This is a genomic window from Variovorax sp. CCNWLW235 (assembly GCF_037204085.1).
GTDB lineage: Bacteria > Pseudomonadota > Gammaproteobacteria > Burkholderiales > Burkholderiaceae_C > Variovorax.
In genome coordinates this window covers 255079-281340 of record NZ_JBBCBW010000006.1, presented here as the reverse complement: position 1 = coordinate 281340, position 26262 = coordinate 255079, and the positions used below count along the sequence as shown (strand labels likewise).

Annotated in this window: 21 protein-coding genes; 10 read left to right on the top strand and 11 right to left on the bottom strand. The window is 66.7% G+C overall.

The window, feature by feature from the left end; all coding sequences use genetic code 11:
* Positions 1 to 213 precede the first annotated feature (213 nt).
* From V9L21_RS10200 to V9L21_RS10175, 6 genes are read left to right on the top strand one after another with little or no spacing between them, the layout of a single operon-like run.
* Positions 214 to 2556: a type VI secretion system Vgr family protein gene (locus V9L21_RS10200; RefSeq protein ID WP_337311465.1), complete on the top strand. Its 2343-nt coding sequence runs from the start codon at positions 214 to 216 to the stop codon at positions 2554 to 2556.
* Positions 2557 to 2559: 3 nt separating this feature from the next.
* Positions 2560 to 3003 (top strand): hypothetical protein, encoded by a 444-nt coding sequence (locus V9L21_RS10195; protein WP_337311463.1) that lies wholly within the window; start codon positions 2560 to 2562, stop codon positions 3001 to 3003.
* Between the two features lie 7 nt (positions 3004 to 3010).
* Positions 3011 to 5659 (top strand): DUF2169 family type VI secretion system accessory protein, encoded by a 2649-nt coding sequence (locus V9L21_RS10190; protein WP_337311461.1) that lies wholly within the window; start codon positions 3011 to 3013, stop codon positions 5657 to 5659.
* Positions 5656 to 6768 (top strand): pentapeptide repeat-containing protein, encoded by a 1113-nt coding sequence (locus tag V9L21_RS10185; protein WP_337311459.1) that lies wholly within the window; start codon positions 5656 to 5658, stop codon positions 6766 to 6768. The genes V9L21_RS10190 and V9L21_RS10185 overlap by 4 nt, the downstream gene beginning before the upstream one ends.
* Positions 6765 to 7511: a DUF3540 domain-containing protein gene (locus tag V9L21_RS10180; protein ID WP_337311457.1), complete on the top strand. Its 747-nt coding sequence runs from the start codon at positions 6765 to 6767 to the stop codon at positions 7509 to 7511. The genes V9L21_RS10185 and V9L21_RS10180 overlap by 4 nt, the downstream gene beginning before the upstream one ends.
* Before the next feature lie 16 nt (positions 7512 to 7527).
* Entirely contained in the window at positions 7528 to 7914 is a 387-nt protein-coding gene (locus tag V9L21_RS10175; protein ID WP_337311455.1) for a DUF4150 domain-containing protein, read from the top strand.
* Positions 7915 to 7938: 24 nt separating this feature from the next.
* On the opposite strand, the gene V9L21_RS10170 is transcribed toward V9L21_RS10175, so the two are convergent.
* The 3 genes from V9L21_RS10170 to V9L21_RS10160 form a co-directional block, all read right to left on the bottom strand.
* Positions 7939 to 8922 carry a tripartite tricarboxylate transporter substrate binding protein gene (locus V9L21_RS10170; RefSeq protein WP_337311453.1) on the bottom strand — a complete coding sequence of 328 codons (984 nt, stop codon included), beginning with the start codon at positions 8920 to 8922 and terminating at the stop codon, positions 7939 to 7941.
* A 90-nt stretch (positions 8923 to 9012) separates the two neighbouring features.
* Positions 9013 to 10086, bottom strand: coding sequence for a patatin-like phospholipase family protein (locus tag V9L21_RS10165; protein WP_337311486.1), 1074 nt, complete (start codon positions 10084 to 10086; stop codon positions 9013 to 9015).
* 40 nt (positions 10087 to 10126) lie between these two features.
* The gene (locus tag V9L21_RS10160) at positions 10127 to 12502 is read right to left on the bottom strand and encodes a Tex family protein (protein WP_337311451.1); all 2376 of its coding nucleotides are present in this window, start codon (positions 12500 to 12502) and stop codon (positions 10127 to 10129) included.
* Positions 12503 to 12633: 131 nt separating this feature from the next.
* Here V9L21_RS10160 and V9L21_RS10155 point away from each other — a divergent pair, with 131 nt between their 5' ends.
* The 3 genes from V9L21_RS10155 to V9L21_RS10145 all read left to right on the top strand — a co-directional run bounded on the left by V9L21_RS10155 (position 12634) and on the right by V9L21_RS10145 (position 15209).
* A complete protein-coding gene (locus V9L21_RS10155; protein WP_337311449.1) occupies positions 12634 to 13182 on the top strand; it encodes a hypothetical protein in 549 nt (182 codons plus the stop codon).
* Positions 13183 to 13236: 54 nt separating this feature from the next.
* Positions 13237 to 13809 carry a DUF2239 family protein gene (locus tag V9L21_RS10150; protein ID WP_337311447.1) on the top strand — a complete coding sequence of 191 codons (573 nt, stop codon included), beginning with the start codon at positions 13237 to 13239 and terminating at the stop codon, positions 13807 to 13809.
* Positions 13810 to 13910: 101 nt separating this feature from the next.
* Positions 13911 to 15209: an MATE family efflux transporter gene (locus V9L21_RS10145; RefSeq protein ID WP_337311484.1), complete on the top strand. Its 1299-nt coding sequence runs from the start codon at positions 13911 to 13913 to the stop codon at positions 15207 to 15209.
* 181 nt (positions 15210 to 15390) lie between these two features.
* Here V9L21_RS10145 and V9L21_RS10140 read toward each other — a convergent pair whose 3' ends face one another.
* A complete protein-coding gene (locus tag V9L21_RS10140; RefSeq protein WP_337311445.1) occupies positions 15391 to 16764 on the bottom strand; it encodes a sensor histidine kinase in 1374 nt (457 codons plus the stop codon).
* A complete protein-coding gene (locus V9L21_RS10135) occupies positions 16761 to 17417 on the bottom strand; it encodes a response regulator transcription factor (protein ID WP_337311443.1) in 657 nt (218 codons plus the stop codon). Before V9L21_RS10135 ends, V9L21_RS10140 begins: the two co-directional genes overlap by 4 nt.
* Positions 17418 to 17525: 108 nt before the next feature.
* Here V9L21_RS10135 and V9L21_RS10130 point away from each other — a divergent pair, with 108 nt between their 5' ends.
* Entirely contained in the window at positions 17526 to 19592 is a 2067-nt protein-coding gene (locus V9L21_RS10130) for a S9 family peptidase (RefSeq protein ID WP_337311441.1), read from the top strand.
* Positions 19593 to 19612: 20 nt separating this feature from the next.
* On the opposite strand, the gene V9L21_RS10125 is transcribed toward V9L21_RS10130, so the two are convergent.
* The 6 genes from V9L21_RS10125 to V9L21_RS10100 are packed head-to-tail and all read right to left on the bottom strand — an operon-like array spanning position 19613 to position 26234.
* Complete coding sequence (locus tag V9L21_RS10125; RefSeq protein WP_337311439.1) at positions 19613 to 21211, bottom strand: MFS transporter; 1599 nt, start codon at positions 21209 to 21211, stop codon at positions 19613 to 19615.
* A gap of 32 nt (positions 21212 to 21243) precedes the next feature.
* Positions 21244 to 21879 carry a PqiC family protein gene (locus tag V9L21_RS10120; RefSeq protein ID WP_337311437.1) on the bottom strand — a complete coding sequence of 212 codons (636 nt, stop codon included), beginning with the start codon at positions 21877 to 21879 and terminating at the stop codon, positions 21244 to 21246.
* Positions 21876 to 23519: a PqiB family protein gene (locus tag V9L21_RS10115; protein ID WP_337311435.1), complete on the bottom strand. Its 1644-nt coding sequence runs from the start codon at positions 23517 to 23519 to the stop codon at positions 21876 to 21878. The genes V9L21_RS10120 and V9L21_RS10115 overlap by 4 nt, the downstream gene beginning before the upstream one ends.
* On the bottom strand, positions 23516 to 24226 hold the full coding sequence (locus V9L21_RS10110; RefSeq protein ID WP_337311482.1) for a paraquat-inducible protein A: 711 nt from the start codon (positions 24224 to 24226) through the stop codon (positions 23516 to 23518). The genes V9L21_RS10115 and V9L21_RS10110 overlap by 4 nt, the downstream gene beginning before the upstream one ends.
* Positions 24226 to 24858: a paraquat-inducible protein A gene (locus V9L21_RS10105; RefSeq protein ID WP_337311433.1), complete on the bottom strand. Its 633-nt coding sequence runs from the start codon at positions 24856 to 24858 to the stop codon at positions 24226 to 24228. The genes V9L21_RS10110 and V9L21_RS10105 overlap by 1 nt, the downstream gene beginning before the upstream one ends.
* Positions 24859 to 24878: 20 nt before the next feature.
* Complete coding sequence (locus V9L21_RS10100) at positions 24879 to 26234, bottom strand: MFS transporter (RefSeq protein ID WP_337311480.1); 1356 nt, start codon at positions 26232 to 26234, stop codon at positions 24879 to 24881.
* Positions 26235 to 26262 lie beyond the last annotated feature (28 nt).

The following is a 26262-nucleotide window of genomic DNA, read 5'->3' as shown; positions in this document are numbered from 1 at the left end:
CGGGTGCTCCGCGCAGCGAAATAAAGGAGGAGGCCGCAGGCCGGGGGACATTCGCGGAGGGGAGTACCCGGTGGCCTGTGCACGCGCCCTGAACAACAGCCCTAAGAACAACAGCCCCAAACAGCCACGTCATGTATATGACATAAGGAATTTCTAGACTGCCAACCGAAGGCTTTGCATCCGAACAAGCCCCAAGGGCGAGGGAATTTCCGAATGACGCGTACCGTCCAGGTCCACACCGTACTCAGCGCCGAGCAGCTCAAGTTCCGCGCCATGCGGGGGCAGGAAGCACTGTCGCAGTTGTTCGAGTTCGAGGTCGACATGGTCAGCCCGAGCTTCAACCTCGACTTGAAGAAACTGCTTGGAACTTCTCTCACCATCGAGGTGACCGACGGCGGTGCGCCGCGCTTTCTCAACGGTACCGTGGTGCGCTTCGAACTGGTGGGCCGCGCCAACGAAACCGGCCGGCACTATGTGTACCGCGCCCTGGTGCAGCCGTGGCTCTGGTACCTCACACGCACGACCGACTGTCGCATTTTCCAGAACAAGAGCGTGCCCGAGGTGCTCGACGAAGTGCTGGGCAAATATGGCTTCGAGTTTGAAAAGCGGCTCACCGGCAATTACCGCCCCTGGGAATACTGCGTTCAATACCAGGAGAGCGACTTTGCTTTTGTGAACCGCCTCATGGAACACGAAGGCATCGCGTACCACTTCGAGCACGCCAGCAACTCGCACCTGCTCGTGCTGGCCGACGACACCGGCGGCTATCGCAAGCTTCCAGGCTACCCCACCATTCCGTACCGCCCGCGCGACCGCGTGCTGCATGCGATGGAGCCCTGCATCGACCAGTGGCGCGTGGCCGAGCAGATCACCTCGGGTCGCGTGATGCTCGACGACTTCGACTTCAAGAAGTCGCGCGCGTCGCTGCAAAGCGTGCGGCAAGACCCCAAGGGCCACGACCATTCGACGTACGAAGTCTATGAATGGCTGGGCGGCTACAGCGAGCACCAGCAGGGTGACACTTACGCGAAGATTCGCCTGCAAGAGCTGCAGTGTGCACACGAGCTTGCCGCGGGCCACACCAACGTGGTCGGCATGGCGCCGGGCTACCTGTTCGAAATGACGCATTGCCCACGCGAGTCGGACAACCGCGAATACCTGGTCACCGAAACCCGCTACGACCTGCAGGAACCCGAGTACTCCACGGGCACCGGCACAGAGTCGGTGTGCCGGTTCGACTTCACGGTGCTGCCCTCGAACGTGCCCTACCGGCCCGCACGCAAGACGCCCAAGCCGCGCACCAACGGCCCGCAAACCGCCACAGTGGTCGGCCCTGAAGAGATCTGGACCGACCGCTTCGGCCGCGTGAAGCTGCAGTTCCGCTGGGACCGCTATGGACAGGCCGACGAAAACAGCTCGTGCTGGGTGCGCGTGTCCAGTAACTGGGCCGGTGCCAACTACGGCACCATGCACATGCCGCGCGTGGGCCAGGAAGTGATCGTCGATTTCATCGGCGGCGAGCCCGACCGCCCCATCATTACCGGCCGCGTCTACAACAACGACCAGATGCCGCCGTGGGAGCTTCCCGCAAATGCCACGGCCAGCGGCATCCTCACGCGATCGAGCACAGGCGGCGCGGCCAACCAGGCCAACATGCTTCGCTTCGAAGACCGCAGCGGCGCCGAGCAGATCCTGCTGCACGCCGAGCGCAACCTCGACGTCGAGGTGGAAGCCGACGAAACGCACACCACCGACGGCACGCGCACCACGCTCATCAAGGGCCATGAATCGGCCACCTACAAGAGCGGCGAAACGCGCGACATTACCGCGGGCGCGAAAGAAACCATTACCGGCGGCGACATGCGCGACGTGACCGGCGGCTTCAGCGAAACGGTCAGCGGCGGTGTCACGCAGACCATTTCGGGCGGCAAGAAGCGCACGCTCAGCGGCGGGCTGAACGACACCATCAGCGGCGGCGTCAACCTCGCGATCACCGGCGGCTTCCACGGCACTATCGATGGAAAGGAGATCCGCTTCGTGAGCGGCGGACGCAACGACACCATCGACACCTCGAACACCGTGCTGGTCAACGGCCCCTCGAACACCACAGTGACCGGCCCGACGGTGCACACCTCCCCGGATGTGACCTTCAACACGACGAACCACATCCACAACACGACGCAGCACGTCATCAACACCAGCGTCTACAACACGACGTCGAACACCTACAACAACCTGACGGTCAACTACACCAACAACTCCATCTCCTACACCAACAACTACTCCAAGAGCAGCGACTGGAGGTGGTTCCGCCTGGGCGGCACCGGCCTGAACATGGACGTGTCGGGCATTTCGCTGGGCGTGGTGGCCGTGCGTTCGATGGCCATCGGCGTGCAGGCGCAGGCCATCGGCGTGAAGCTGGAGGCCGTGGGCGCGGAGTGGAAGAACAAGGCAATGTCGCTGGGAGATGCCGGTGCGCTCATCCAGCTCGTGGGCACGGAGATCAAGACGGGCGGCCTGCGCGCCGGCATCCAGGCGCTCAAGATCCTGCTCTGAAGCGTGGAAAACGTGCTCGATTTCGTGTTGTGGGGGGTGTTCGGCATCGTCAGCCTGGGCGTGATCGCGCTCGCCGCAGTTGTGCTCGCGGTGGCGCTGATGAGCCATCGCGCCTATGCCGAGGAAGGCCGGCTGTGGGAGCAACTGCAGGCCGGCGGGCGTCCGCTGCAAGGCGTCGCGGTTTCCCTGATGCGCTCGCCCAGCGGCTACTCGCGGCGCGGCCCCGTCGGGCAGCGCATGACGGCCGTGCAGCTGGGCGTCGCCTACGTCGATGCCGCCGGCATCGAGAAGCAGACCACCTTGCGCACGCTCATCGACGAGGACCTGCTGGCCCATTTTTCCGCGGGCCGACCCGACATTCATCTACTGCAGGACCCGCAAGACCCTTCGCGACTGGCCATCGACCGCAGGCACACCCCACTGGTGATCCGCGGCGCAAGGCGCTGATGCCGCCGTGAAAACCATCAAACCCCTGCGCCTGAGCGTCCTTACGCGACCCTTCCTGCGCGCGCAAAGCCAGCGTCTCGCACTCACCGTGATCGGCATGCACACCCTTGGCGAAGGGGGCGTGCTGCTGCCCGAGACGGAGCTCTGGAAAACCGTCTCTGCCGAACTGGGAAACCAGTCCGCAATCGATCTCGGCATTCCCAAGCTGCGGCCTGAATTCCTGGTGAGCGGCCAGGCCTACACCTGCCACCAGCAGGACAAGACACGCTGCGCGGTCGACCTGCGCGTCGGCACCTTGCGACGCCAGTTCCTCGTTTCGGGCGATCGCTACTGGCTGGATGGCCGCGCCACCGAGCCGCAGGCTTTCGACACCATGCGCCTGGACTGGCGGCACGCGTTCGGTGGCCCCGGCTTTGCCGCCAACCCCGCGGGCATCGGGTACGCACCCGAGATGGTCAATGGCCTGCTGGTGCAGCGGCTTCCCAACGTCGAACGCCCGGGCGATGGCATGGACCGCCCCGATCGCAGGCCGGCCCCGGCCTGCCCGGGTGCGATGGACGTCGATCTGCCCGAACGCCTGAAGCTGCTGGGAACGGACTACGGCGACCAGTGGCGCGAGACCCTTTACCCCGGTTTTGCACGCGACATGGATTGGCAGTTCTTCAACGCCGCGGCTCCGGAACAACGCTGGAACGACGAACTGTCCATTCCCGCAGCCGCGCCCTACGAGATCTGGAACATGCACCCTGAGCATGCGGTGCTGCGCGGACGGCTTCCGGACCTGCGCGCACGCGGCTTCGTGGCGAGAAAGTCTGCGCGGCCCCTTGCGCTGGAAGAGGTGCCGCTGCGGCTGACCACCGCCTGGTTCTTCCCGCACATGGCGCAAGTCATGCTGATCTTTCACGGCGAAACGCTCATCACCGAGGACGATGCCGCGGACATCACGCATGTCATGCCGGCGATGGAGGCGGCAGACAGCCCGCTGCGCCCCCTCTCCCACTACGAGAAGGTCTTCGAGAATCGCTGCAACCTCGAGAAAGGCGCGATCCATGCGTTCCTCGACGAGGAACTGCTGCCGGCCTCGGCCATCGGCCCCTGGCTGGACCAGATCGACGCGCGCGAATCGATCCTGGCAAGGAACATCAAGGACAAGGGCGAGCGCCTGCGCGCCGAACTGACGGCGCGCGGCCTGGAGGCCGGCCACAAGGCGCGCCATTTCCGGGAACGGCCCCTACCGAAGCCTTTCGACAAGATGCCCACGCTGGCCGAACTGCCCGAGTTCATCGACAAGACACGCGCCTACCAGCGCGAACAGGAACGCAAGCTGGAGGAAGCCAGGCAGGAGGTCGCGAAGGCGGCCCGGGACAACGCATCCGAATCGCGCAAGGCGGGCTTCGACAGCAGCCGGATCACCGACGAGGAAAGCCGGAATGCGCAACTCAAGGGCCCGCCGAAATTCGAAGCCGAGACGATCGTCAAGGGCCTGGCCGGCATCGCCGCGGCCACGGGCACCCCGGCCATGAGCGCCGCCGAACACACCGAGCTGCAGGCCCTCGGGCAGCGGGGCCGGCAGGACATGCTGACGCTGTACCGCATGGCGGCCCACCACCAGGCCGCTGCCGATCCGATGGCCGCCGAACAGAATGCGCAGACGCGCGAACGCGTGCTCGCCGCCATGGCCGCGGACCGCGACCTGTCCGCCATGGATCTAACGGGCTGCGACCTGTCGGGCCTCGATCTGCGGGGCGCCCGCATGCACCAGACCTTGCTCGAAGGCGCCCTCCTCCAGGGCACCCGCCTTGATGGCGCCGACTTGAGCCAATCGGTGCTGGTGCGCGCCGACCTGCGCCAGGCCTCGTTGACGGGCTGCAACCTGGAGCGTGCCAACCTCAGCCTCGCGCGCTGCGAAAACACCAACTTCGCGCAGGCCCGCTTCGAGCGCACGCAGATGGAAAAGCTGCGCCTCGACCGCTGCTGTCTCGACGAAGCAAGGTGGAGCCATCTGTTGCTGCAGGGGATCGAACTCGCGGATTGCAGCCTGCGGCGCGCCGACCTCCGCTACGTGAGCATGGCCGAACACTGCCGGCTGGCGCGCTGCGACTTCAGCGAGGCACGCCTGGAAAAGGTGCTGTTCGTGCAGGCCGAGTTCGAGTCGGTGGATTTTTCCGGCGCTACCGTCGAAGCCTGCAGCTGGGCCCACACTCCATTGCACAAGGGCATCCGGTTTCGGCATGCCCTGCTCAAGACCACCAGCTTCGTGGGCACCACGGATCTTCGCGAGGCCGACTTCGAGGATGCCACGCTGGTGCATTGCACCCTGCGCGAACTGCCTCTCGATGGCGCGAACTTCAGGCGGGCTACGCTCGATACCTGCGATTTCTCTTCCGCGTCGCTCAGGGGCGCGGACCTGCGCGCGGCGGCAGCGCCCGACAGCCTCTTCATCCGCGCCGATTTCACGCGTGCCTCCCTGCGGCTCGCCAATCTCATGAATGCCAACCTTCAGAAGGCCTGCCTGGTCGATGCCGACCTGGGCGAGGCCAACCTGTTCCGTGCCGATGTCTCCCAGATTCTCATCACCCCCGGCACGATCACCCTGGGTGCCCACATCGACCAGATGAAGACACTGCCCCGGCGCCCCGAGGCGAGCGGCGCGTGAACGCGGAGACGCTGGCAGCCCAGGTCCGCAACGGCGAGCCGATCCGCGAGAAGGACTTCAGCAACATGGACATGAGAGGCATCGACCTGCGCGGCGGCGTGTTCAGCGAATGCAGCTTCCGGGGCGTTCAGGCCGACGCCGCGCGCCTGGGCGAATCACTCTTCGAGAAATGCCGCTTCGACCAGGCGCAGTTGCCGGCGGCGGAGCTGACGCGCGCCGCCTTTCACGAGTGCAGCCTGCAGGATGCGGTGCTGGATGCGGCCTCCATGCCGCATTCGGTGTTCAGCGGCTGCACGCTGTGGGGCATTCGGCTGGAAGAAGCCTTCATGGACCAGGCGAACTTCCATCAAAGCGAGCTGCGCAACGCCTGCCTGGACCGCGCCAGCCTCGACAAAGCCGTGTTCTCCGAGTGCGACCTGACGGGCGCGTCCTTCAATGCGGTGGCCTTCTCGTCGACCATCTTCTTTCGCGCAGCGCTGGCGGGCACGCGCTACGCCGGAGCCAGCTTCACGAACGCGATTTTCAGCGAGGCGGACCTTGCGGGGCAGGACTTCTCCGGGCAGCAGTTCCACCTCTGCCAGTTCATCGATGCAGCGCTGGCGGCGTGCCAGTTCCGCGATGCGCGCCTCACGCAGTGCAACTTCAAGGGTGCCGACCTGCGCAATGCGGTGCTGGCAGGGGCGCAGGCCATGCAGTGCCTGTTTCCCGAGGCCGACCTGCGCGGTGTCGATGCGCGGCGCGGCCACTTCCAGCAGAGCATCTGGGTCGACGCCCATCTCGACGGCGCAGATTTTTCGCAGGCGCAGCTCGAGCAAGGCGTCTTCCATCGCGCGCACTGCGGGCAGACCGCATTCACCGGCAGCCGCCTGGACTACGCCGATTTTTCCTACGCCTCGCTGGTCCAGGCCGACTTCCGCGATGCCGCTTTCCTGCGCACCGTGTTTCACCGCGCCGACCTGGACGGCGCCAGGTTCAGTACCCGCCTGGGTACGCTGGAGCGGGACCCTGCGCTGCACGAAGCCGAGAAGGTGGCGCTCCAGCAACCCGAGCGCCCATCCCGCCTGGACCGCGACATCCATGGCCGCCGCCCCAAGAAAGAAAGCCCATGACCTCCAACCGGACCTCCACCCGGACCACCGCCGGCGACACGATTGCCACTGCACGCCATGCAACGCAAGGCGTGCTGGATCCGCTCATGCAGCGCCCTTCGCATGCGGCCCGCACGGACTCCGGCACGCGCACCGCCACGGTGATCGCCAGCGATGGCGATCCCTGGTTCGAGGTCGACCTCGACGACGGCCAGGGATCGCTGCGCTGCCGGCGCGTCGCCAGCTGCCTGCTGCTGCCTGCGCCGGGTGATACGGTGCTGATCACCTCGACCCGCCAGGGCGACAGCTTCGTCATCGCGGTGGTGGTCCAGGCCGACCCGCGGCAGGCGACGCTGGCCGTCGACGGCGACCTGACGCTGGTGTCGCGCTCGGGCGGCATCCGCGCGCGCAGCGCCGGCCCGATGGCGCTGGAGTCGGACACCTCGATTGCCATGCAGTCGCCCGAGTGGCGCGCGCAGGCCCAGCGGGCCCATTGCGAGATCGGGGAGATGGACTACCAAGGCGCCCACATCCGCTTCAGCGTGCTGGTGTCGCGCTTCGTCGGGCGCACCTGCGAGGTGGTGCTGGATCGCCTCAACCTGCTCACCCGCTCGAGCTTCCGCCTGACCGAGGAAATGGAACAGGTGCGTGCCGGCCAGATCGACATTCAGGCCGAGCAGACCTTGCGCCTGCATTCGAACAACACGCTGCTGACCAGCAAGGGCCTGGTCAAGGTCGATGCCGAGCAGATTCACATGGGCTGAAAAAAGGAGCACCGCAATGTTCGCCAACTGCCAGATGATGGGCCTCGATCTCGCCTTTCCCGACGTCTGCAAGACGCCGCCAGCGCTGCCCATTCCCTACCCCAACATCGCGCTCGGACCCACGGCCATCCCCAACGCCTGGAACATCCTTTACGGCGGCACGCCGGCGCACAACCTGGCCACCACCACGCCCATCACCAACGGCGACAACGCGGGCGTGCTGATGGGCGTGGTCTCGCAAACAGTGATGGGGCCTTCGCGGCACATCACCGGCGCCTTCACCGTGCTGCTCAAGGGTACGCCCTGTACGCGCATGACCAGCCTGTCGGTGCAGAACCGCTGCAACATCGTCGGCATGCGGATCGTGCCGAGCCAGTTCAAGGTGCTGGTGCTGGCGGCCTGAGGCTTTCGTCGCTCGCCTGTTCCGCTATTCCGCCTTCACGCCGGCGGTGCGGATCACCTTCGCCCACTTGGTGGTTTCGGCCGCAATGAAGGCGTCGAATTCTTCCGGCGTGCTGCCCGCCGGAATCGTGCCCATGGCATCGAGCTTGGCGCGCGTCTCGTCGCTCTTGATGACGCGCGCCACCTCTTCGGACATGCGCTTGACGATGTCGCGCGGCGTGCCCGCCGGCGCGAGCATGCCGGCCCAGGTGCTGCCGGTAAAGCCCGCGAAACCCTGCTCGATGAAGGTGGGCACATCGGGCGCGGCGGCCAGGCGCTTGTCGCCGGCCACGCCGATGAGCCGCACCTTGCCCGCCTTGGCCTGGTTGATAAGGCCCGTGGGCGCATCGAAGAACAGCTGGATCTGGCCACCCATCAAATCCGTGAGCGCGGGCACCGCGCCGCGGTACGGAATGTGGATCATGTAGGTCTGCGTGAGCGACTTCCACAGCTCGGTCGTCAGGTGCGCGGCCGAGCCGTTGCCCGACGAGCCGAAGCTCACCTTGCCCGGATTGGCGCGCGCGTAGTCGATGAGTTCGCGCGCGGTCTTGAACGGCGCATCGATGTTCACCGCAGCCAGCAGCGGCGACACGCCCATCAGCGAAACGCCGGTCAGGTCCTTCTTCGGGTCATACGGCAGCTTGGGGTACAGCGTGGTGTTGGCCGCATAGGCCGCAATGACAACGCCGAAGGTGGTGCCGTCCGGTGCGGCCTTGGCAATGGCGTCGACGCCGATCAGGCTGTTGGCACCGGGCTTGTTGTCGACGAGCACCGGCTGGCCGAGCCGCGCCTGCAGGCCCACCTGCACCAGCCGTGCCATCTGGTCGGTAAAGCCGCCCGGCGTGTACGGCACGATGATGCGGATCGGCTTGTTGGGCCAGGCGCTTTGGGCCAGCGTCGGCATCGGGATGGTTGCGGCCGCTGCGGCGGCTAGCGTGAATCGACGGCGTGAAATTGGGGCCTGCTGCATGAGGGGCGGCTTTCTCTTGAAAGAGTGAGCTGGCCATTCTCGAAGCCGCTGCGCGCCCGCAGCCTCAGGGTTTGCCCCGGCGAAGCGTTTTCAGAGCGGCAGCAGGTCCTGCGTGCGGCCGGCTGAAAGCCACGCTTCGAACTCATCCGACAGCCGCTGGGCCTCGCGCGTGGCTTTGCTCCACGCGCCGATGCGGGCCTGCGCATCGTTCGCAAAGTGGATGAAGTCCTTGCGATCAGGCAGCTTGCCGTTGGGCAGCGAGCGCACCCAGTCGGCGTCGGGCGCAAGCACCACCATGCGGTCGAGGAAGCCCGTGGACTTGTGCCGCCAGCGCAAGCCCTTGTCGAGCCAGCCCGGCACCACGGCCTGCTGGAAATGCGGGTACAGCACGATGCCTTCGTCCGCAGGCTGGTAGTCCAGGTGCAGGTGGTAGTCGGTAATGCCGCCGTCCCAATAGGCGCCGCGCGGCGCGCCCGGAATGTCGTGCACGGCGGCAAGCAGGAACGGAATCGAGCACGATGCCTGCAGCACCATGTTGAAGTTCTCTTCGCTCAGCGCGTGTTGCCGCGTGCGAAAGTCCTTGGTGCCGAAAGGCAGGGCTGCGCCGGGCGTGGAGAACACGCAGCGCTCCAGCCATGCGCCCAGGCTCTTGCGGTGCAAGCTGTTGGTGGCAAAGGCGCCCAGGTAGCCAAAGGGCGTGCGCGCCCTGCCCTCGCGCCCGAGGATGTGGCGGCCGCGCGAGGTCACCACGTGGAGCTTGTAGCGCGAGTGGTTGAGCACCTCGCCGATGCGCCCGCCGTAGAAGTCGTGCAGGCTCTCGGCAAAGCGCGCGCTCAGCTGGTCGGGGCGGAGGCGCTTCTGTCCCGGCGGCACTTCGAACTGCTGGCGCACGTAGTCGTGCTCGAAGCGCTCGAAAGCCTTCTGCGGATCGGACAAGCAGGCCGTCGAAAGCCGCCACGCGCCAATCGATGCGCCCACCAGGTGCACCGGTTGGCTCGACTGGGTGAGCCAGCGCCCGAAGATGAAGCGATCGAGCGGGCCGAGGATCAGCCCTTTCGGGCCGCCCGCCGCACCGGGAATGGTGCGCACGTCCTGCGGGCGCAAGCCGTTCGCCTCGATGTGCTTGCGGGCCGCGGGGCCGGCATAGATGCGCAGTGCCTTCATCGTCATGCCGGCTGCATCAGCAAGAACCGTGCGGCACGGCTTACTTGCGCAGCCCCTGCAGCTTGGCGAACGCGCTGGCCATCTGGCCCGCGGGCTGCGGCGCGCTGTCGCGGCGCGAACCCTGCTGCTGGCCGCGCCCCGCACCTTCGAAGCGGTTGTCGCGCGGGCCGTCGCGGCGGGCTGGGGCCGCATCGAGCTTCATCGAGAGGCCGATGCGCTTGCGCGCCACGTCCACCTCCATCACCTTCACCTTGACGATGTCGCCGGTCTTCACCACTTCGCGCGCATCGTTCACGAACTTGTGGCTCAGTTGGCTCACATGCACCAGGCCGTCCTGGTGCACGCCCAGGTCGATGAAGGCGCCGAACTGCGCCACATTGCTCACGGTGCCTTCGAGGATCATGCCTTCCTTCAGGTCGGCAATGTCGTCCACGCCGTCGTTGAAGCGCGCCACCTTGAAGTCGGGGCGCGGGTCGCGGCCCGGCTTTTCGAGCTCGCCAAGGATGTCCTTCACCGTAATGACGCCGAACTTCTCGTTGGCGAACAGCTCGGGCTTGAGCGTCTTGAGCATCTCGGCGCGGCCCATCAGCTCGGCGATCGGCTTGCCGGTCTTGACGATGATCTGTTCCACCACCGGGTAGGTTTCGGGGTGCACGCCGGTAATGTCGAGCGGGTCGGCGCCGTCGCGAATCCGCAGAAAGCCCGCGCTCTGCTCGAACGCCTTGGGGCCGAAGCCAGTCACGTCGAGCAGCTGCTTGCGCGTGGAGAACGCACCATTCGATTCGCGCCAGCGCACCACCGCCTTGGCCACGCTGGCCGACAGGCCCGACACGCGGCTGAGCAACGGCACGCTTGCGGTGTTGAGGTCCACGCCCACCGAGTTCACGCAGTCTTCCACCACGGCCTGCAGCGTGCGGGCGAGTTCGCTCTGGTTCACGTCGTGCTGATATTGGCCCACGCCGATGCTCTTGGGGTCGATCTTCACGAGCTCGGCCAGCGGGTCTTGAAGGCGGCGCGCAATGCTGGCGGCGCCGCGCAGGCTCACGTCCACATCGGGCATTTCCTGCGAGGCGAATTCGCTGGCCGAATACACCGAAGCGCCGGCTTCGCTCACCACCACCTTGTCGACCTTCATCTCGGGCGCGCCGGCCTGGGCGGCCATCTTTGCGAGCAGCTTGATCAGATCGGCAGCCAGCTTGTCCGTCTCGCGGCTCGCGGTGCCGTTGCCAATGGCGATCAGGTTCACGCCGTGCTTGGCGCACAGCTTGCCGAGGGTGTGCAGCGAGCCTTCCCAGTCCTTGCGCGGCTCGTGCGGGAACACGGTGGCGGTTTCAACCAACTTGCCGGTGGCATCGACCACGGCCACCTTCACGCCGGTGCGAATGCCGGGGTCCAGGCCCATCACCACGCGCGGACCGGCGGGAGCGGCCAGCAGCAGGTCGCGCAGGTTGTCGGCAAACACCTTGATGGCGACCTTCTCGGCGTCTTCGCGCAGGCGGGTGAACAGGTCGCGCTCGGTCGAAAGCGCGAGCTTCACGCGCCAGGTCCAGGCCACGCACTTGCGGATCAGGTCGTCGGCCGGGCGGCCTGCGTGGCTCCAGCCCAGGTGCAGCGCGATCCGGCCTTCGGCGATGCTGGGCTTGCCCGGCTCGGGCTCCACAGGCAGCACCAGCTTGGCGTCGAGGATGTCGAGCGCGCGGCCACGAAACACGGCCAGCGCCCGGTGCGAAGGCACGCGGCCGATGGGCTCGTTATAGTCGAAATAGTCGCGAAACTTCGCGACGTCGGCGTTGTTCTCGTCCTTGCCGGCCATCAGCGTGGACTTGAGCAGGCCCTCGGCCCACAGCCATTCGCGCAGGCCCTGCACCAGCGCCGCGTCTTCGGCCCAGCGCTCGGAAAGAATGTCGCGCACCCCATCGAGCACGGCCGGCACGGTCGAAAAATCGGGGCCCGGCTTGCCGTCGTCGAGCGTCGTGGCCGGCTGCAGGAAGGCCTTGGCCTCCACCGCGGGGTCGAGCGTCGGGTCGGCCAGCAGCTTGTCGGCCAGCGGTTCGATGCCGAATTCGCGCGCAATCTGGCCCTTGGTGCGGCGCTTTTGCTTGAACGGCAGGTACAGGTCTTCGAGCTCCTGCTTGGTCGGCGCAAATTCGATGGCGGCGCGCAGTTCGGGGGTGAGCTTGCCCTGCTCGTCGATGCTCTTGATGACCGCGGCGCGGCGGTCTTCGAGCTCGCGCAGGTAGGCGAGGCGCGCCTCGAGTTCGCGCAGCTGAATGTCGTCGAGGCCGTCGGTGACCTCCTTGCGGTATCGGGCAATGAACGGAACCGTGGCACCGCCATCGAGCAGTTCGATGGCCGCCTTCACCTGGTGCTCGCCTACCTTGATCTCGGCGGCAAGCTGGCGAATGATTTTCTGCATGTCTGAATGACGTCCCTGTCACGCACGGCCGGCTGGGCCGGCGGTGCTTGGCGAATAAAGCGCTGGAGTTTGCCATAGGGCCGAAGGCGGCCATTCGGTAGGTACCGGCGGCAGACCGCACAATCGCCGCAGTGCAAACCCCTCCCCCGTCCTCTCCCCCGCCGGCAGGCCCTCGTCCCGCCTCCGTACCCCGAAAACTCCTGCGCACGCTGATGGCCGTGCTGCTGGTGCCGGTGCTGCTTTTCGAGGAGTGGGGTTGGGTGCCGTTGGCCGCCTTGGCCGCCCGGCTGGCGCGCCTGCCGCTGTGGGCTCGCGCGGAAAACTGGCTGCGCAACCTGCCTCCATGGGGCGCGCTGCTCGCTTTCTTTCTGCCGGTGCTGCTGCTGTTGCCGGTCAAGGTGCTGGCGCTCTACCTGTTCGGCCATGGCCACTCGGCAACCGCCGTCAGCTTGCTGGTCGTCGCCAAGCTGGTGGGCACCGCCATCGTGGCGCGCATTTTTCAGCTGGTCGAAGCTGCGCTCATGCGCATTCCGCTGTTCGCCCGCTGGTATCCGCGCTGGAAAGCGTGGAAAGACCACGTGCTGACGCTCGTCCGCGAGAGTCGCCCGTGGCGAGTGGTGCGCGCCTTCAACTGGCGCGCGCATCGCTTCTGGCGCCGGCTGCGCGGCGAAGCGCTTTGATATTTTTACCCGGGTATATTGCCTTTGTGGTTTTACCCGGATAAAATAAATCCCATGAACACAACAACTCCAACAGCCTTGGCCAGCACCACCATGACCGCCTTTTCCGGTTTCCGGCGCATTGCAGGCGGCACCAAAACCGAGGTCCTCGCACAACTGCGCCTGCTCCCCGATGCCGCCTCGGTGCTGCTTTTCGACGATGCGACCGGTGCACAGCTCGATCTCGACCTGCGCGAAGAGGCGCCCACCGAACCCGAAACCCCGGACGAAGCGCCGCGCACCGTCGGGCGCCCCAAGCTCGGTGTGGTGGCACGTGAAGTCACCCTGCTGCCGCGCCACTGGGACTGGCTCGGCCGCCAGCCAGGCGGCGCCTCGGTCGCATTGCGCCGCCTCGTCGACGACGCGCGCCGCGTGCACGCCGATCGCGACACCGAGCGCGCCGCGAGAGAAGCCACCTACCGCTTCATGACGGCCATTGCGGGCGACCTGCCCGGCTTCGAGGAAGCGACGCGCGCATTGTTTGCAGGCGAACGCGAGCGCTTCGACGAGCTTGTCGCGCCATGGCCCGAAGACATCAGGGCGCATCTGCAGAAGCTTTCTGCTGCCGGATGGAGCGCCGCCGCATGAGCACGACGCCAACCGCCACCACTGAAAACCCGACGGACAAGACCGGACTGCGCGGCGCGCCACGCGCACTGTGGAAGACCTTCCTGTTCTTCCTGGCACCGATGCTGCTCAGCAACATCCTGCAGTCGCTGTCCGGCACCATCAACAACATCTACATCGGCCAGATGATCGGCGTCAGCGCACTGGCGGCGGTGTCGAGCTTCTTTCCGGTGATGTTCTTCTTCATCGCGTTCGTCATCGGACTGGGCGCCGGGGCCTCGGTGCTCATCGGCCAGGCCTGGGGCGCGCGCGACGTCGCCAAGGCCAAGGCCGTGGCGGGCACCACGCTGGCGGTCGGCATTCTGCTGGGACTCGCCGTGGCGGTGTTCGGCGGCGCCTTCACCACGCCGCTGCTGGCATTGCTCGGCACGCCGCCGGACGTGCTGGCCGACTCCACGAGCTACGCCCGCATCATGCTGATCGCGATGCCGGGCCTGTTCGTCTTTCTGCTGTCCACCGCCATGCTGCGCGGTGTGGGCGACACGGTCACGCCGCTGCTCACGCTGATCATTTCCACGGTTGTGGGGCTCATCGTCACCCCGGCGCTCATTCGCGGCTGGGGCGGCTTGCCGCAGCTCGGCGTTGCGAGCGGCGCCTGGGCGACCGTGATTGCCTTCGTCGTTGCCACGCTGTGGATGGCGTGGCGCCTGCGCAGCCGCGGCAGTCCGCTGGCACCCGATGCAGAGCTGATCCGCCACTTGCGCATCGACCCCAAGCTGCTGAAGGCGGTGCTCAAGGTCGGCGTGCCCACGGGCGTGCAGATGATCGTGGTGGCGCTGGCTGAAATCGCCCTGCTCTCGCTGGTGAACGGCTATGGCTCCAGCGCTACCGCGGCATATGGCGCGGTGAACCAGGTGGTGGCGTATGTGCAGTTTCCGGCCATCTCGATCGCCATCACGGCATCGATCCTCGGCGCCCAGGCCATCGGCGCGGGCCGAGCGGACCGGCTCGGCGCCATCGCCAAGACCGCGCTGCTGATGAACCTGGCGCTCACGGGCGGACTGGTGCTGCTGGGCTACCTGTTCTCGCGCCATCTCATGGGATTTTTCATCACCAGCGCGCCGGTGATCGAAATCGCGCAGACGCTGCTGCACATCATGCTGTGGAGCCTGGTGATCTTCGGCATGGCCGCGGCCATCTCGGGGATCATGCGGGCCAGCGGCTCGGTGCTGGTGCCCACGGCCATCTCGATCCTCTGCCTGATCGGCATCGAGGTGCCCGTGGCCTGGTTCATGAGCCACCGCATCGGCCTCAACGGCATCTGGTATGCCTACCCCGTGACTTTCGGGGCGATGCTGCTGCTGCAAACGGCCTACTACCGGCTGGTGTGGCGCAAGAAGGCGATCCGGCGGCTGGTGTAGGGCCAGCTCTTGCTCACTCGCCGTCGAAGGCTTTCTGCGCGGCGGCGAGGTCGAGCTTGATCATCCTCATCATCGCCCGCATTGCGCGGGCGGCCTTGGCCGCATCCTTGTCCAGGAACATCCGGATCTGGCTCGGATTGTGAGCCTATAGGTCCGGTATCAATTTGGCGGGAGGTGCTTGTCAACCCTCCGGGGCCGCCGGGAGCACGACGCGGAAGCCCACGCCCTTTTTCAAAAGGCCTTCGGTCACCTCCACCCTCCCCTCCATGCGGCCAACAGCCTGCCTGACGATGGCAAGTCCCAGGCCGGAACCGCTCGCTTCGTGCCCCGCTCCGCGATAGAAACGCTCGAACACCTGTTGATGCTCGGCCATCGGAATACCGGGACCATCGTCCGCCACCGTGAGCACCAGGCCTGCTGCGTCTTCGGCGCGAAGCGTTACGGTCACGTGTGCACCGTGTTGCACATACTGAATCGCGTTGTTGAGCAGGTTCTCCACTATCGACTGGAACGCCGGCACATCGATGGTCGCGTCCAGGCTGTCCGGCGCATCGAATGTCAGGTCGATGCCCCGAGCCATCGCGCGCGGCGCTGCCTGCGCGAGGATCTCGCGCGTCAGCTGGGCAACGTCGATGTGCTTTGGCACCGCGGGCTGGGCATCGTCCAGCAGCGCAAGATCGAGTAGCTGCTGCGTCAGATGCGAAGCCCGCGCGATCGCCTGTTCCAGATGGGCCTGCGCGCGGCCCCTGCTCTCGCTGCTGTTTGCGCCCGCCAGCGCGTGCGCTTGCGCGGCAATGACTGCCATCGGCGTTCGCAGTTCGTGCGCGGCGTCATGCACGAACGCGCGTTCGCGCTCTACCTTGTCGCGCAGCTGCTGCAGCATGCGCTCGAGCGCGGAGGTCAGAGGCTTGAGTTCCGCATAGGGCGGAGCGACTCCGAGCGGCGAAAGGTCGGACGCCTTCCGATGCCCGATGCCGTCGGCCAGGCGCCGCAACGGCCGCAAGCCGTGCTTCACCGCAAACCAGACCGGAAGCAGCACGATAGGAAAGGCGAGCAGCAGGTACGGCAGCACGCTGCGCGTGTTGTTGGGCAGCACTTTGGCGAACGTGCGCTCGGGCTCCGCGATGCGCAGTGACCAGCGCGGCGTTTCGTCCTGGTACACCCAATACGGCTCGCCATCGATATGCTGCGTTGCCACCTTTCCCAACGGCCCGGCCAGGATCTCGCTGCGCAGTTCCGGCGACGAATGAATCAGCTTGCCACCGCGGTTCGACAGCTGGAACCGGAGCGTCCCCGCCGGGTTGCCGCTGATCCGCATGGTCTTGTAGATCGTTTCGGCCGAGGCGATCACGGCGCGCACGCGCGCTTCGTCATCGAGCTGCGAGATCGCTTGCGTCAACGACCTGCCGAGCCGGCTCAACCCCTGGTCGACGGTCAACGACTGCCGGAAGTTGATATACATGTACGCCTGCAATGCCAGCAGCACGAAAACGAAGGCCAGCAGCACCGCAAGAAACACACGCTGCACGAGCGAGGGGCGCCACAGCCTGCTCATGACACGAGCATGTAGCCCACGCCGCGCACGGTGTGCACCATGGCACCGCCGATCTTGCGCCGCAGGTTGGACACATGCACCTCCACCGCGGCGAAATCCACCGGCTCGCCCAGGGGCTCCAGCTTTTGCGCGAGCACACCCTTGGCAACCACGGCGCCCGGCTCGCGCGCCAGCTCGAGCAGCAGCCGGAATTCGCGCGGCGACAGTTCCAACGGCTCGCCGTTCAGTGACGCCACATGCCGGCGCGGTTCGATGGCCAGCGCGCCCAGGGTCCACACCTCGCTGGCCTGCCGCGCCGAGCGGCGCAGCACGGCGCGAATGCGCGAAATCAGCTCGGCGGTGGCGAAGGGCTTGATCACAAAATCGTCAGCGCCTCCGTCGAGCCCGGCCAGCCTGTCTTCCACCGCCGAACGGGCGGTGATCACGATGACCGGGAGGCTGCTGCCCTCGCGCCGCCAGCGCGCGAGCAACTCAAGGCCATTGCCGTCGGGCAGCGACAGGTCGAGCAGCACGCAGTCGAAGGCGCTCCCGTCCAGCTCGCGCGGCGCATCCGCCGCCCGCCGGCGCCATTCGCTGCTCAGGCCGTCGACCTTGAGCGCGGCCTGCAGGGCGCGGCCAAGTTCAAGGTCATCTTCGATCAGCAGGATGTGCACCCGGCCATTGTGCGCGAGCGAACCTTTGGCAAAGCCAAAGGTTGTCGCCCGCAGAATCCAGGCGCGGACAAGGCCGCACGCCAGAACATTCACGAGGGACGAAAAAGCATGAGAAACATCAGGACCCCAAGCCGTTGGTACGCCGCTCTTGCGGCCATGTGCGGCGCCGCGGCACTGCTTGCCGGCTGCGCCACCGGCCCCACGCACTCCGCACTGGTGTCGGCGCGGCAGGACAACACGCTCCCGCCTCTCGTGCCGATGCGGCGCTTCGTGGCGAACATCGATGCGGTCAACGGCCACGTTCTCTCGCCCGATGGACAACAGCTTGTATGGGTGCAGGCGGTCGGTACCGATGTGGGACTCGGCGTGCGCAAGACGACCGATGCAGCCGAGGTCAAAAGCGCCAGCACCCGCACCTTTGCGACCGGCACGCTCGCGCGGCCCTTCGTGTCCGGGCCAACCTACATGTGGCTGCCCGACAGCCGCCATCTGGCTTACCTCAAGGACTTCACGGGCGACGAGAACACGCAGATCTTCGTGCTCGACACCGAGGCGTCGGGCGCCAAGCCCTGGGCCGTGACGCCCTGGCCGGGCGTGCGCTCGGCCATGCTGGGAGGGGGCGCGCCGGGCAGCGCCACCTTCCTGTTCGCGACCAACCAGCGGGACCGCTCCAGCATGGATCTTTTCGAAGGCGATGCCCGCACGCGCGCCGTGCGCGAGATCGCGCGCAGCGAGCCCGACAGCCGCGTGCTGGCCTGGTTCGTCGATACCCGGCGCGAACTCGCGGGCCGCATGAGGCAGCTCGGAAGCGCGGACGGCTCCGACCGGCTGCTGGAACTGCGCCAACCCGACGGCAGCTGGCGCGCCTTCAGAACGGTGAAGGCATTCGATTCCTTCTGGCCGCAACGCATCGATCTCGGCGCGGGGAGGCTCTGGGCATTGACGAATGTGGGACGCGACAAGCTTGCGCTGGTCGAAGTCGATCTCGCCGTCGGCACGGAGAAGCTGCTCGCGGAGGACGCCGAGGTCGATCTCGATTACGGCGTGTTCCCGCCGCAGCAGGGAGCGCCGCTGGCGTATGTTTCCGAACCCGGTCGCCCTCGCATCTCCTACCTCGACACTGCACTGGCCGGTGAAGTGGCCGGCGCCGTGAAGACGGCCCGGGAGCGCGGCTGGCTGGAGGCGGAGCCCGTCATCACACGTCCCGCGAGCATGGCCAACGACGTGCGCCGCATCGTGCTGCGTTCGACCACCGAGAACGAAAGCGTCGAACTGCTGCTGGACCGCGCGAGCGGTCAGCTCACACGACTCACTCCCCCGCGCGAGCCGACCGCCGATCTCTTCTCGCCCATGGAGCCCTTCTCCTTCAAGGCGTCAGATGGTCTCGTGGTGCATGGCTATCTGGTGCGGCCGCTCGGGGTAAAGGGGCCCGCGCCACTGGTGGTCAACATTCACGGCGGCCCCTGGGTCCGCGACTCATGGCAGTCAGCGAGCTTCACCCCCACGCAGATGCTTGCGAACCGGGGCTACGCCGTTCTCAACGTGAACTACCGTGGCTCCGGCGGCTACGGGCGAGCCTTCATGATGGCGGGCGCGCGCGAAACCAACGGCCGGCTCCAGCATGACATTGCGGAGGCTGTGCAATGGGCCATCGACCAAGGCGTGGCCGACCCGAAGCGCATGGCCGTGCTCGGCGGCAGCTTTGGCGGTTTCTCGGTGCTCGCGCAGCTTATCCAGAAGCCGCACGACTATCGCTGCGGCGTCGACCTCGTAGGCGTTGCAAACTGGCCCCGCGTGATCGAGAACTGGCCGCCTTTCTGGCGCAACCGCCACTACTTCGCACTCTTTTTCGGCGATGTGAACAAGCCGGAGGAACGCGCCCGCATGCTGCAGGATTCGCCTATCTCGCAGATCGACCGCATCACAGCGCCGCTGCTCGTGATTCACGGCGCCAACGATGTACGCGTACTGCGGCAGGATTCGGACGATGTGGTGGCCACGCTCCAGAAGCTCGGCCGGCCGGTCGAGTACATGAGCTTTCCCGACGAGGGCCACAGCGTGCGCAAGTGGCGCAACCGGCTGGCGCAATGGCGCAAGATCGAGGACACCCTGGCGGTGTGCCTTGGCGGGCGCAGCAACGGGTTCGACTTCTATGAGTTGATGCCTCGGCAATAGCCGCCGAGAACGAGGCTTTTCTATCCGCCGCCGTGATCTTTTGCCGCCCCACCGCCGATCATCAGCCACGCGCTCAAGGCGCTGAGCACCGCCAGCCCGGCGCTCAGCAGCATCACCCACCGAAAACCGGCCACGAAGGATTCGGCCACGGCCCGCTTCAAGGCCGCGGCGGTTGCCGCATCGACGCCCGGCGGCAGCGCGGCGCCAGCCAGCTTGTCGCGCTCGCCTTCCAGGAATGCCGAGACCTCTGCCGAGGCCCCCATGCCGCGCAGGCTCTCGGCCAGCGCGCTGTCGAAAGCCCAGGCCATGACCAGGCCGAACACCGCAATCGCCAGCACCGCGGCCGCGCGCGACACGGCGTTGTTGACGCCCGAAGCAACGCCGGCCTGTTCCGGCCCCACCGCATTCATTACGGTGGTGGTGAGCGGTGCCACCGTCACGGTCATGCCGAAGCCCAGCACAACCACCGCGGGAAGGAAGCCGCTCCAATAGCTCGCACCGACCCCGGGCACCGCGAACAATGCAAAGCCGACCGCGGCAATCGCGGGACCGATGACCAGCGGCAGCCGCGGTCCGAAGCGGTCCACCAGCTGGCCGGCCCAGCCCGAGAGCGCGAACATGATGAGGATGAACGGCAGCAGCGCCGCACCCGCCGCCGTGGCCGAGTAGCCCTGCACCTGGATCAGGTTGAGCGGAAAGAAATAGAGGCCACCGCCGAGCGCGGCGTACAACAGCAAGGTCAGCAGGTTGGCGCCGCTGAAGTTGCCGATGCGCAGCAGCGCCAGAGGCAGCATGGGTGTTTGCGCCTTGCGCTCCACGGCAATGAAGCCCGCGCTGGCCGCGATGCCGATGGCCATGGCGGCGATCACCGCGGGCGAATTCCAGTGCTGCGTGGGGGCCTCGATGAACGCATAGACGATGCCGCCGAGCCCGGCGGTTGCGAGCAGCGCGCCCAAAAAGTCGAGCCCGCCGCTGGCCGACGAACCACGGCTTTCAGGCACATGCCGCCACACGATCCACAGCACCAAGAGCGCCATCGGCACGTTGATGAGAAAGGCCCAGGCCCACGAGAAATGGTCGACCAGAAAGCCGCCGAGCACCGGGCCCGCGGCCGCGGTAATGCCGCTGAAGCCCGACCAGACGCCGATGGCCTTGCCGCGCTCTTTTTCAGGAAACGCAGCGCTGATGAGCGCCAGGCTGCCGGGCACCAGCAAGGCCCCGCCGATGCCCTGCACGGCGCGGGCGGCAATCAGTTGCTGCACGTTGGCCGCAAGGCCGCAAGCCACCGATGCAACGGCGAAGATGCCGACGCCGACCGCGAAGATGCGGCGCCGCCCGAAATGGTCGCCGAGCGCGCCGCCCACCAGCAGCAGCGCGGCCAGCAGCAAGGCATAAGACTCGACCACCCATTGCGCTTGGAATGCGGTCGCCCGCAGATCTGCCTGGATGGCCGGCAGCGCCACGTTGACGACCGTGCCGTCGATGAAGGCCATGCTGGAGCCGATGATCGCGGCGGCCAGCACCCAGGGCTTGGAGGCGTCGGGACAGGTGCCCTCTTGTGCCTTGGCGCCATGCAGGATCAGCGCGTTGTCGCAGGGTGCCTTGCCGATCTGTGCCATGGCGTTCGCTCCTGGGCCTGGCTATGGCATTTTCAGGCCGGGCAAGCCGTTGCTGACGGATTCGCTCTTGCCGCGCTCACGCTGCGTGCAATGGCCGCCGCCGCTGCCGCCGTGATGCGCTGTGCGCCTTGCGCCACCGCGTCGATGCCGCTTGCGACACCCTCGCCCACGTTCAGCTGGCAGACCATGGTGCGGGTCTCGTCGGTGCGCCGCAGCGTCCAGCTGAAGCCTGCGTCCACGCGGCCGCCATCGATGGCGTCGAACTGGCGCACCTGCACCGCAATACGCCACACGGGCTGAGATGTTTGGCGGCCGCCCTTGGTAACGTCGAGCGCGCCAAGCCGGGCTGCGATGCCGCTGGCCAAAGCATCTTGCAGTTCGCTTTCGAACGACGCGGCCCAGCGGTGCTGCTCGAGCACATCGACCTGCACGCTGCCGTTGGAGCGCCCCACCACCATCTGCGGCCTTGCGAGCCGTTCGGGCACCGCCACCGGCGCCAGCTCTATGTAGATAGGCGCAGCGGTGCCGATGGTCGAAGGGGCGGCCTCGGCCGCCGGTACCGTGCTGGCCAGCGTGTAGTAGTTGTCGGGCTTGCTCGCGCAACCCGCAAGGACCATCAGCGCGGCCGCAGCGGCACCAAGAAGGAGCGGTTTTGAATTTTTCTTCATTTCTTGTCGTCCGGTTTGCCGCGCAGCAGCGACTCGGGGTGCCGCTCGAGGTAGTCGGTCAGCACGCGCACTGAACCGGCGGCGCGGGTCAGCTCGCGCAGCGTCTGGCGCATGTCCTGCTGCAGCGGCGAATCGTCGGCCAGCGTGCGCTCGGCGTTGTTGACCGTCTTGCGAACGTCCTTCATGGCCGCGGCAAGCTCGGGCGTTACGTCGGTGTTGATGCGCGTTACCGCCTGCTCGGTGCTGGTGAGCGTCTTGTTCAGCGTGGTGAGCGTGGTGCGCAGGTCGGCGGCAATCTGCTCGTATGGCACCTTGTTGAGCTTGCTCGCAATCTCCTGCACCTGCGACTGGATCTCGTCGAGGCTGTTGGCCATGGTGGGCAGCTCGATCGGGTTCTTCGTCACGTCGATCTTTGCCGGCGGCGCCTTCGGGAAAAAGTCGAGCGCCACGTACACCTGCCCTGTCAGCAGATTGCCGTTGCGCAACTGCGCACGCAGGCCCTTTTCAGCCAGGAAGCGCAGGCGCTCCTGCTGCGTGGCGCGCGATTCCACGCCGCTTTCGCCGGCGCGGCGGCGCAGGCGGTCCGGGTAGACCTGCACCAACACCGGCATGCGGAACTCCCGCTCGGCGCGATCGAACTCCACGCCGATGGACTTGACCTCGCCGATCACCACGCCGCGGAAGTCGACCGGTGCGCCCGGCGTGAGGCCGCGCAGCGACTGGTTGAAGTACATCAGCAGCGTTTGCGGCGGACCGTCAGGCTCCTTCATGGCCGTGGTTTCGTCTTCGGCGAGCGTGAAAGCCGTGTTTTCCTTGGCCAGCGGGCCCATGGCGTCGTCCGGCGCCTTGAAGGCAATGCCGCCCAGCAAGATGGTGGCAAGCGATTGCGTGCGCAGGGTAAAGCCGCTCGCGCTCAGTTGCGCATCGATGCCGCTCGCCTGCCAGAAGCGCGTGTTCACGCCCACGAACTTGTCGTAAGGCGCATTGACGAAGATGCGCAGCGTCACGCCGCGGCCGTCGCCATCGAGTTCATAGGCGGCCACCTGGCCCACCTTGATGCGCCGGAAGTACACCGGCGAGCCCACGTCGAGCGAACCGATGTCGGTGGCGCGCAGCAGAAACTGCTGGCCCGATGCATCGCGCGTGACGATGGGCGGCACCTCGAGGCCCTTGAACTCGCTCGCGGTTTCAGTCGACACGCCCGCATCGGCGCCGATGTATGCGCCCGACAGCAAGGTGCCCAGGCCTGAAATGCCGGAGGTGTCGAGCCGCGGCCGCACCACCCAGAAGCGCGAGTCTTCGGCGGTGAAGCTCTTGGCTTCGTTGTTGAGCTGCACGATCACCCGCACGTGCGAGCGGTCGCGCGCAAGCCGGAGGCTCTGCACGGTGCCGATCTGCACGTCCTTGTACTTGACGGCGGTCTTGCCGGCTTCCAGGCCTTCGGCGGTGTTGAAGGTGAGCACGATCTCGGGCCCGCGCTCCATCAGTATCTTGGCGATCAGCATCACGCCGACCAGCGCGGCCACGATGGGAATCAGCCAGATCAGCGAAGGCAGCCACTGGCGCCGGCGCACCACGCGGGGCGGCGGCAAGCCGGGCGGGGCCTGGTTGTCGTTCGGTTTGACGTCTTCTTCACTCATGCTGGTTTTTCTTCCCTGTTGTCGGGTGCCGGTTCATTTCGTTGCCGCTCGGCTTGCTGCTGTTCCTTGCTGTCCCATGTGAGCCTGGGGTCGAAGCTCAGCGAGGCGAGCATGGTCAGCACCACCACCGAGCCGAAGGCCGCAATGCCCACGCCCGCATTGATGACCGCAAAGCCCTGGATCTGCACCAGCCCGGTGAGCAGCGACACCACGAACACGTCGAGCATCGACCAGCGGCCGATGATCTCGACGATGTGATAGAGCTTGGCCCGCTCGGGCCTGCGCCAATCGCTCGCTCGCTGGGCCAGCAGCGCGAGCAAGATCAGTACCGTGAGCTTGAACAGCGGCACCAAAAAGCTTGCGATGAAGATGATCGCCGCGAGCCCGTAGGCACCCGAAACCCAAAAATAGATGACGCCGCTCAGGATGGTGTCGTACTGCGCACCGAACAGCGTGCGCGTGATCATCACCGGCAGCAGGTTGGCCGGTATGTACATGATGCAGGCCGCAATCAGGAAGGCCCAGGTGCGGCTCAGGCTGTAGGGCTTGCGCGTGTACAGGCGGGTGCCGCAGCGGCCGCAGGGCTCGCCCTCGGCGGCGTCGCGCCAGACGGCGTCGCAATGCGGGCAGGCCACCAGGCCGAGCGAAGCGGCCGTGGCCACCGGGGTTTCGTCGCCGTCGTCGTGCGTATGGAGAAAAGGGCCGATCACGCAGCGCCCTCCTTCGGCTCGCCGGGCGGGCGAAAGGTCATTTCCCAGAAGGCATTGGGATTGAACGAAAGCACCGCCGTGAGCATGACGGTGAGCGCAATAAAGGCCCAGAGCGCCGGCCCGGCCACCACGGTGGCCATGCTCGACAGCTTGACGATGGCGACCAGCACGCCGAGCAGGAACACCTCGACCATGCCCCAGGGCCGCAGCATCTGCATGGCGCGCACCAGAACGGCAAAGCCGGCCGGCCGGTGCTCGCGCTGCAGCGGGACCAGCAAATAGGCCAGTATGCAAAGCTGCAGCAGCGGAAAAAGCAGCGTCGTCGCCAGCACCAGCACCGCCACCAGCGACATGCCCTCGGTGCTCAGCACCAGCACGGCGCCGACCAGCGTGGTCTGGCTGCGCAGGCCCTGGAGCTCGATCTCGACGATCGGAAACAGGTTGGCAATGGCAAACATGATGAGCGACGCCACCGTCAGCGGCAGGATGCGGCGCTGCTGGTCGCCGGCGTGGCGATAAAGCTCGGTGCCGCAGCGGGCGCAGCGCGAAACCTCGCGCGGCTTCAGGGGCGTGCGGCTGAAGACCGCATCGCAGCCCGGGCAAACCACGGTTTCAGGTACTTCCGTCATGGGGCCGTACCCTACCCTATTCAGCCATGGTGCCCTGTCGTCTTGAGCCGAAGGCTGCTGAAAACCGCCGCAATACCGGCGCAACAGGCTGCCAGCACCAGTGCAACCACCGGCCCGTGGCCGCCGTGCGCACTCCACACGCTGAACACGCCCGCCAGCACCACCGCCCCCAGTGTCTGCCCCGTGAGCCGCGCCGTGCCCAGCATGCCGCTGGCCGCGCCGCTGCGGTGCGCCGGCGGCGAGGTCACGATGGTGTGATTGTTCGGCGACTGGAACAGGCCGAACCCCAGGCCGCACAGCGCCATGCGCCAGGCGATGTCGGCATTGCCCGGGTGCGCCGGCAGCGCGGCCAGCAATGCCAGCCCGATGGCAAGCAGGCCCAGCCCGATGCCGCCGAGCAACCCGTCCGGGTAGCGCCCGATCAGCCGGCCCGCCAGCGGTGCCATGACCACGATGGCCAGTGGCCAGGCGGTAATGAGCAAGCCGGCTTCGATGTGGCTGCGGCCGTACACGTCCAGCAGCAGGAACGGCAGCGCGATATAGGCCAGCATCTGCGCGCAGAAAGCCGCCACCGAGGTGCCCATGGACAGCGCAAACACCGGAATGCGCAGCAGGTCGATCGGAAAAAGCGGCACCGCCAGCGTTCGCTGCCGCCGCAGATAGAAGAAGCCCACTGCTACCCCGGCCAGCAGGATGAGCCAGGCGGAGGCATGCGAACCGCTGGCTGCCGCGACGCCCTCGCGCACGCCAAGGCGGTCAACCCCGAGGAACACCAGCGAGAACATCAGCACGTTCAGCGCCACGTCTACGGGCGAGAAGCGCAGGCCGGCTGCCGGCGCCACGCGATTGAACGGCAGCGCCTTCATGCCCAGCGCGAACACGAGCAGCCCGAGCGGCACATTGATGGCAAAGAGCCACTGCCATGAAGCCACCGACAGGATGGCCGCCGCCACGGAGGGCCCCGCCACGGAAGACGTGGCCACCACCATCGAGTTGATGGCCATGCCGCGCCCCAGCAGCGCCGAGGGAAAAGTCAGCCGCACCAGCGCGGCATTCACGCTCATGATGCCGGCCGCCCCCAGGCCCTGGAAGGTGCGGGCGGCAATCAAGGTACCGAGCGAATTGGCGAAAATGGCGCCGATGGATGCCACCGTGAACACCGCCATGCCGACCAGGTAGACACGCCGGTAGCCCACCAGGTCGCCCAGCGACGCCAGCGGCAGCAGCATGACCAGCGTGGCGATCTGATAGGCGTTGACCACCCATATCGCATGCGAGGGGCTGGCCTGGAGCTCGCGTGCGATGCCGGGCAGCGCCAGGTTGACGATGGTGCCGTCGAGCACCGCCACCATGATGCCGAGGATGATGACCAGCATCGCGCGGCGGCGCGCGGGTTGCTCCAGC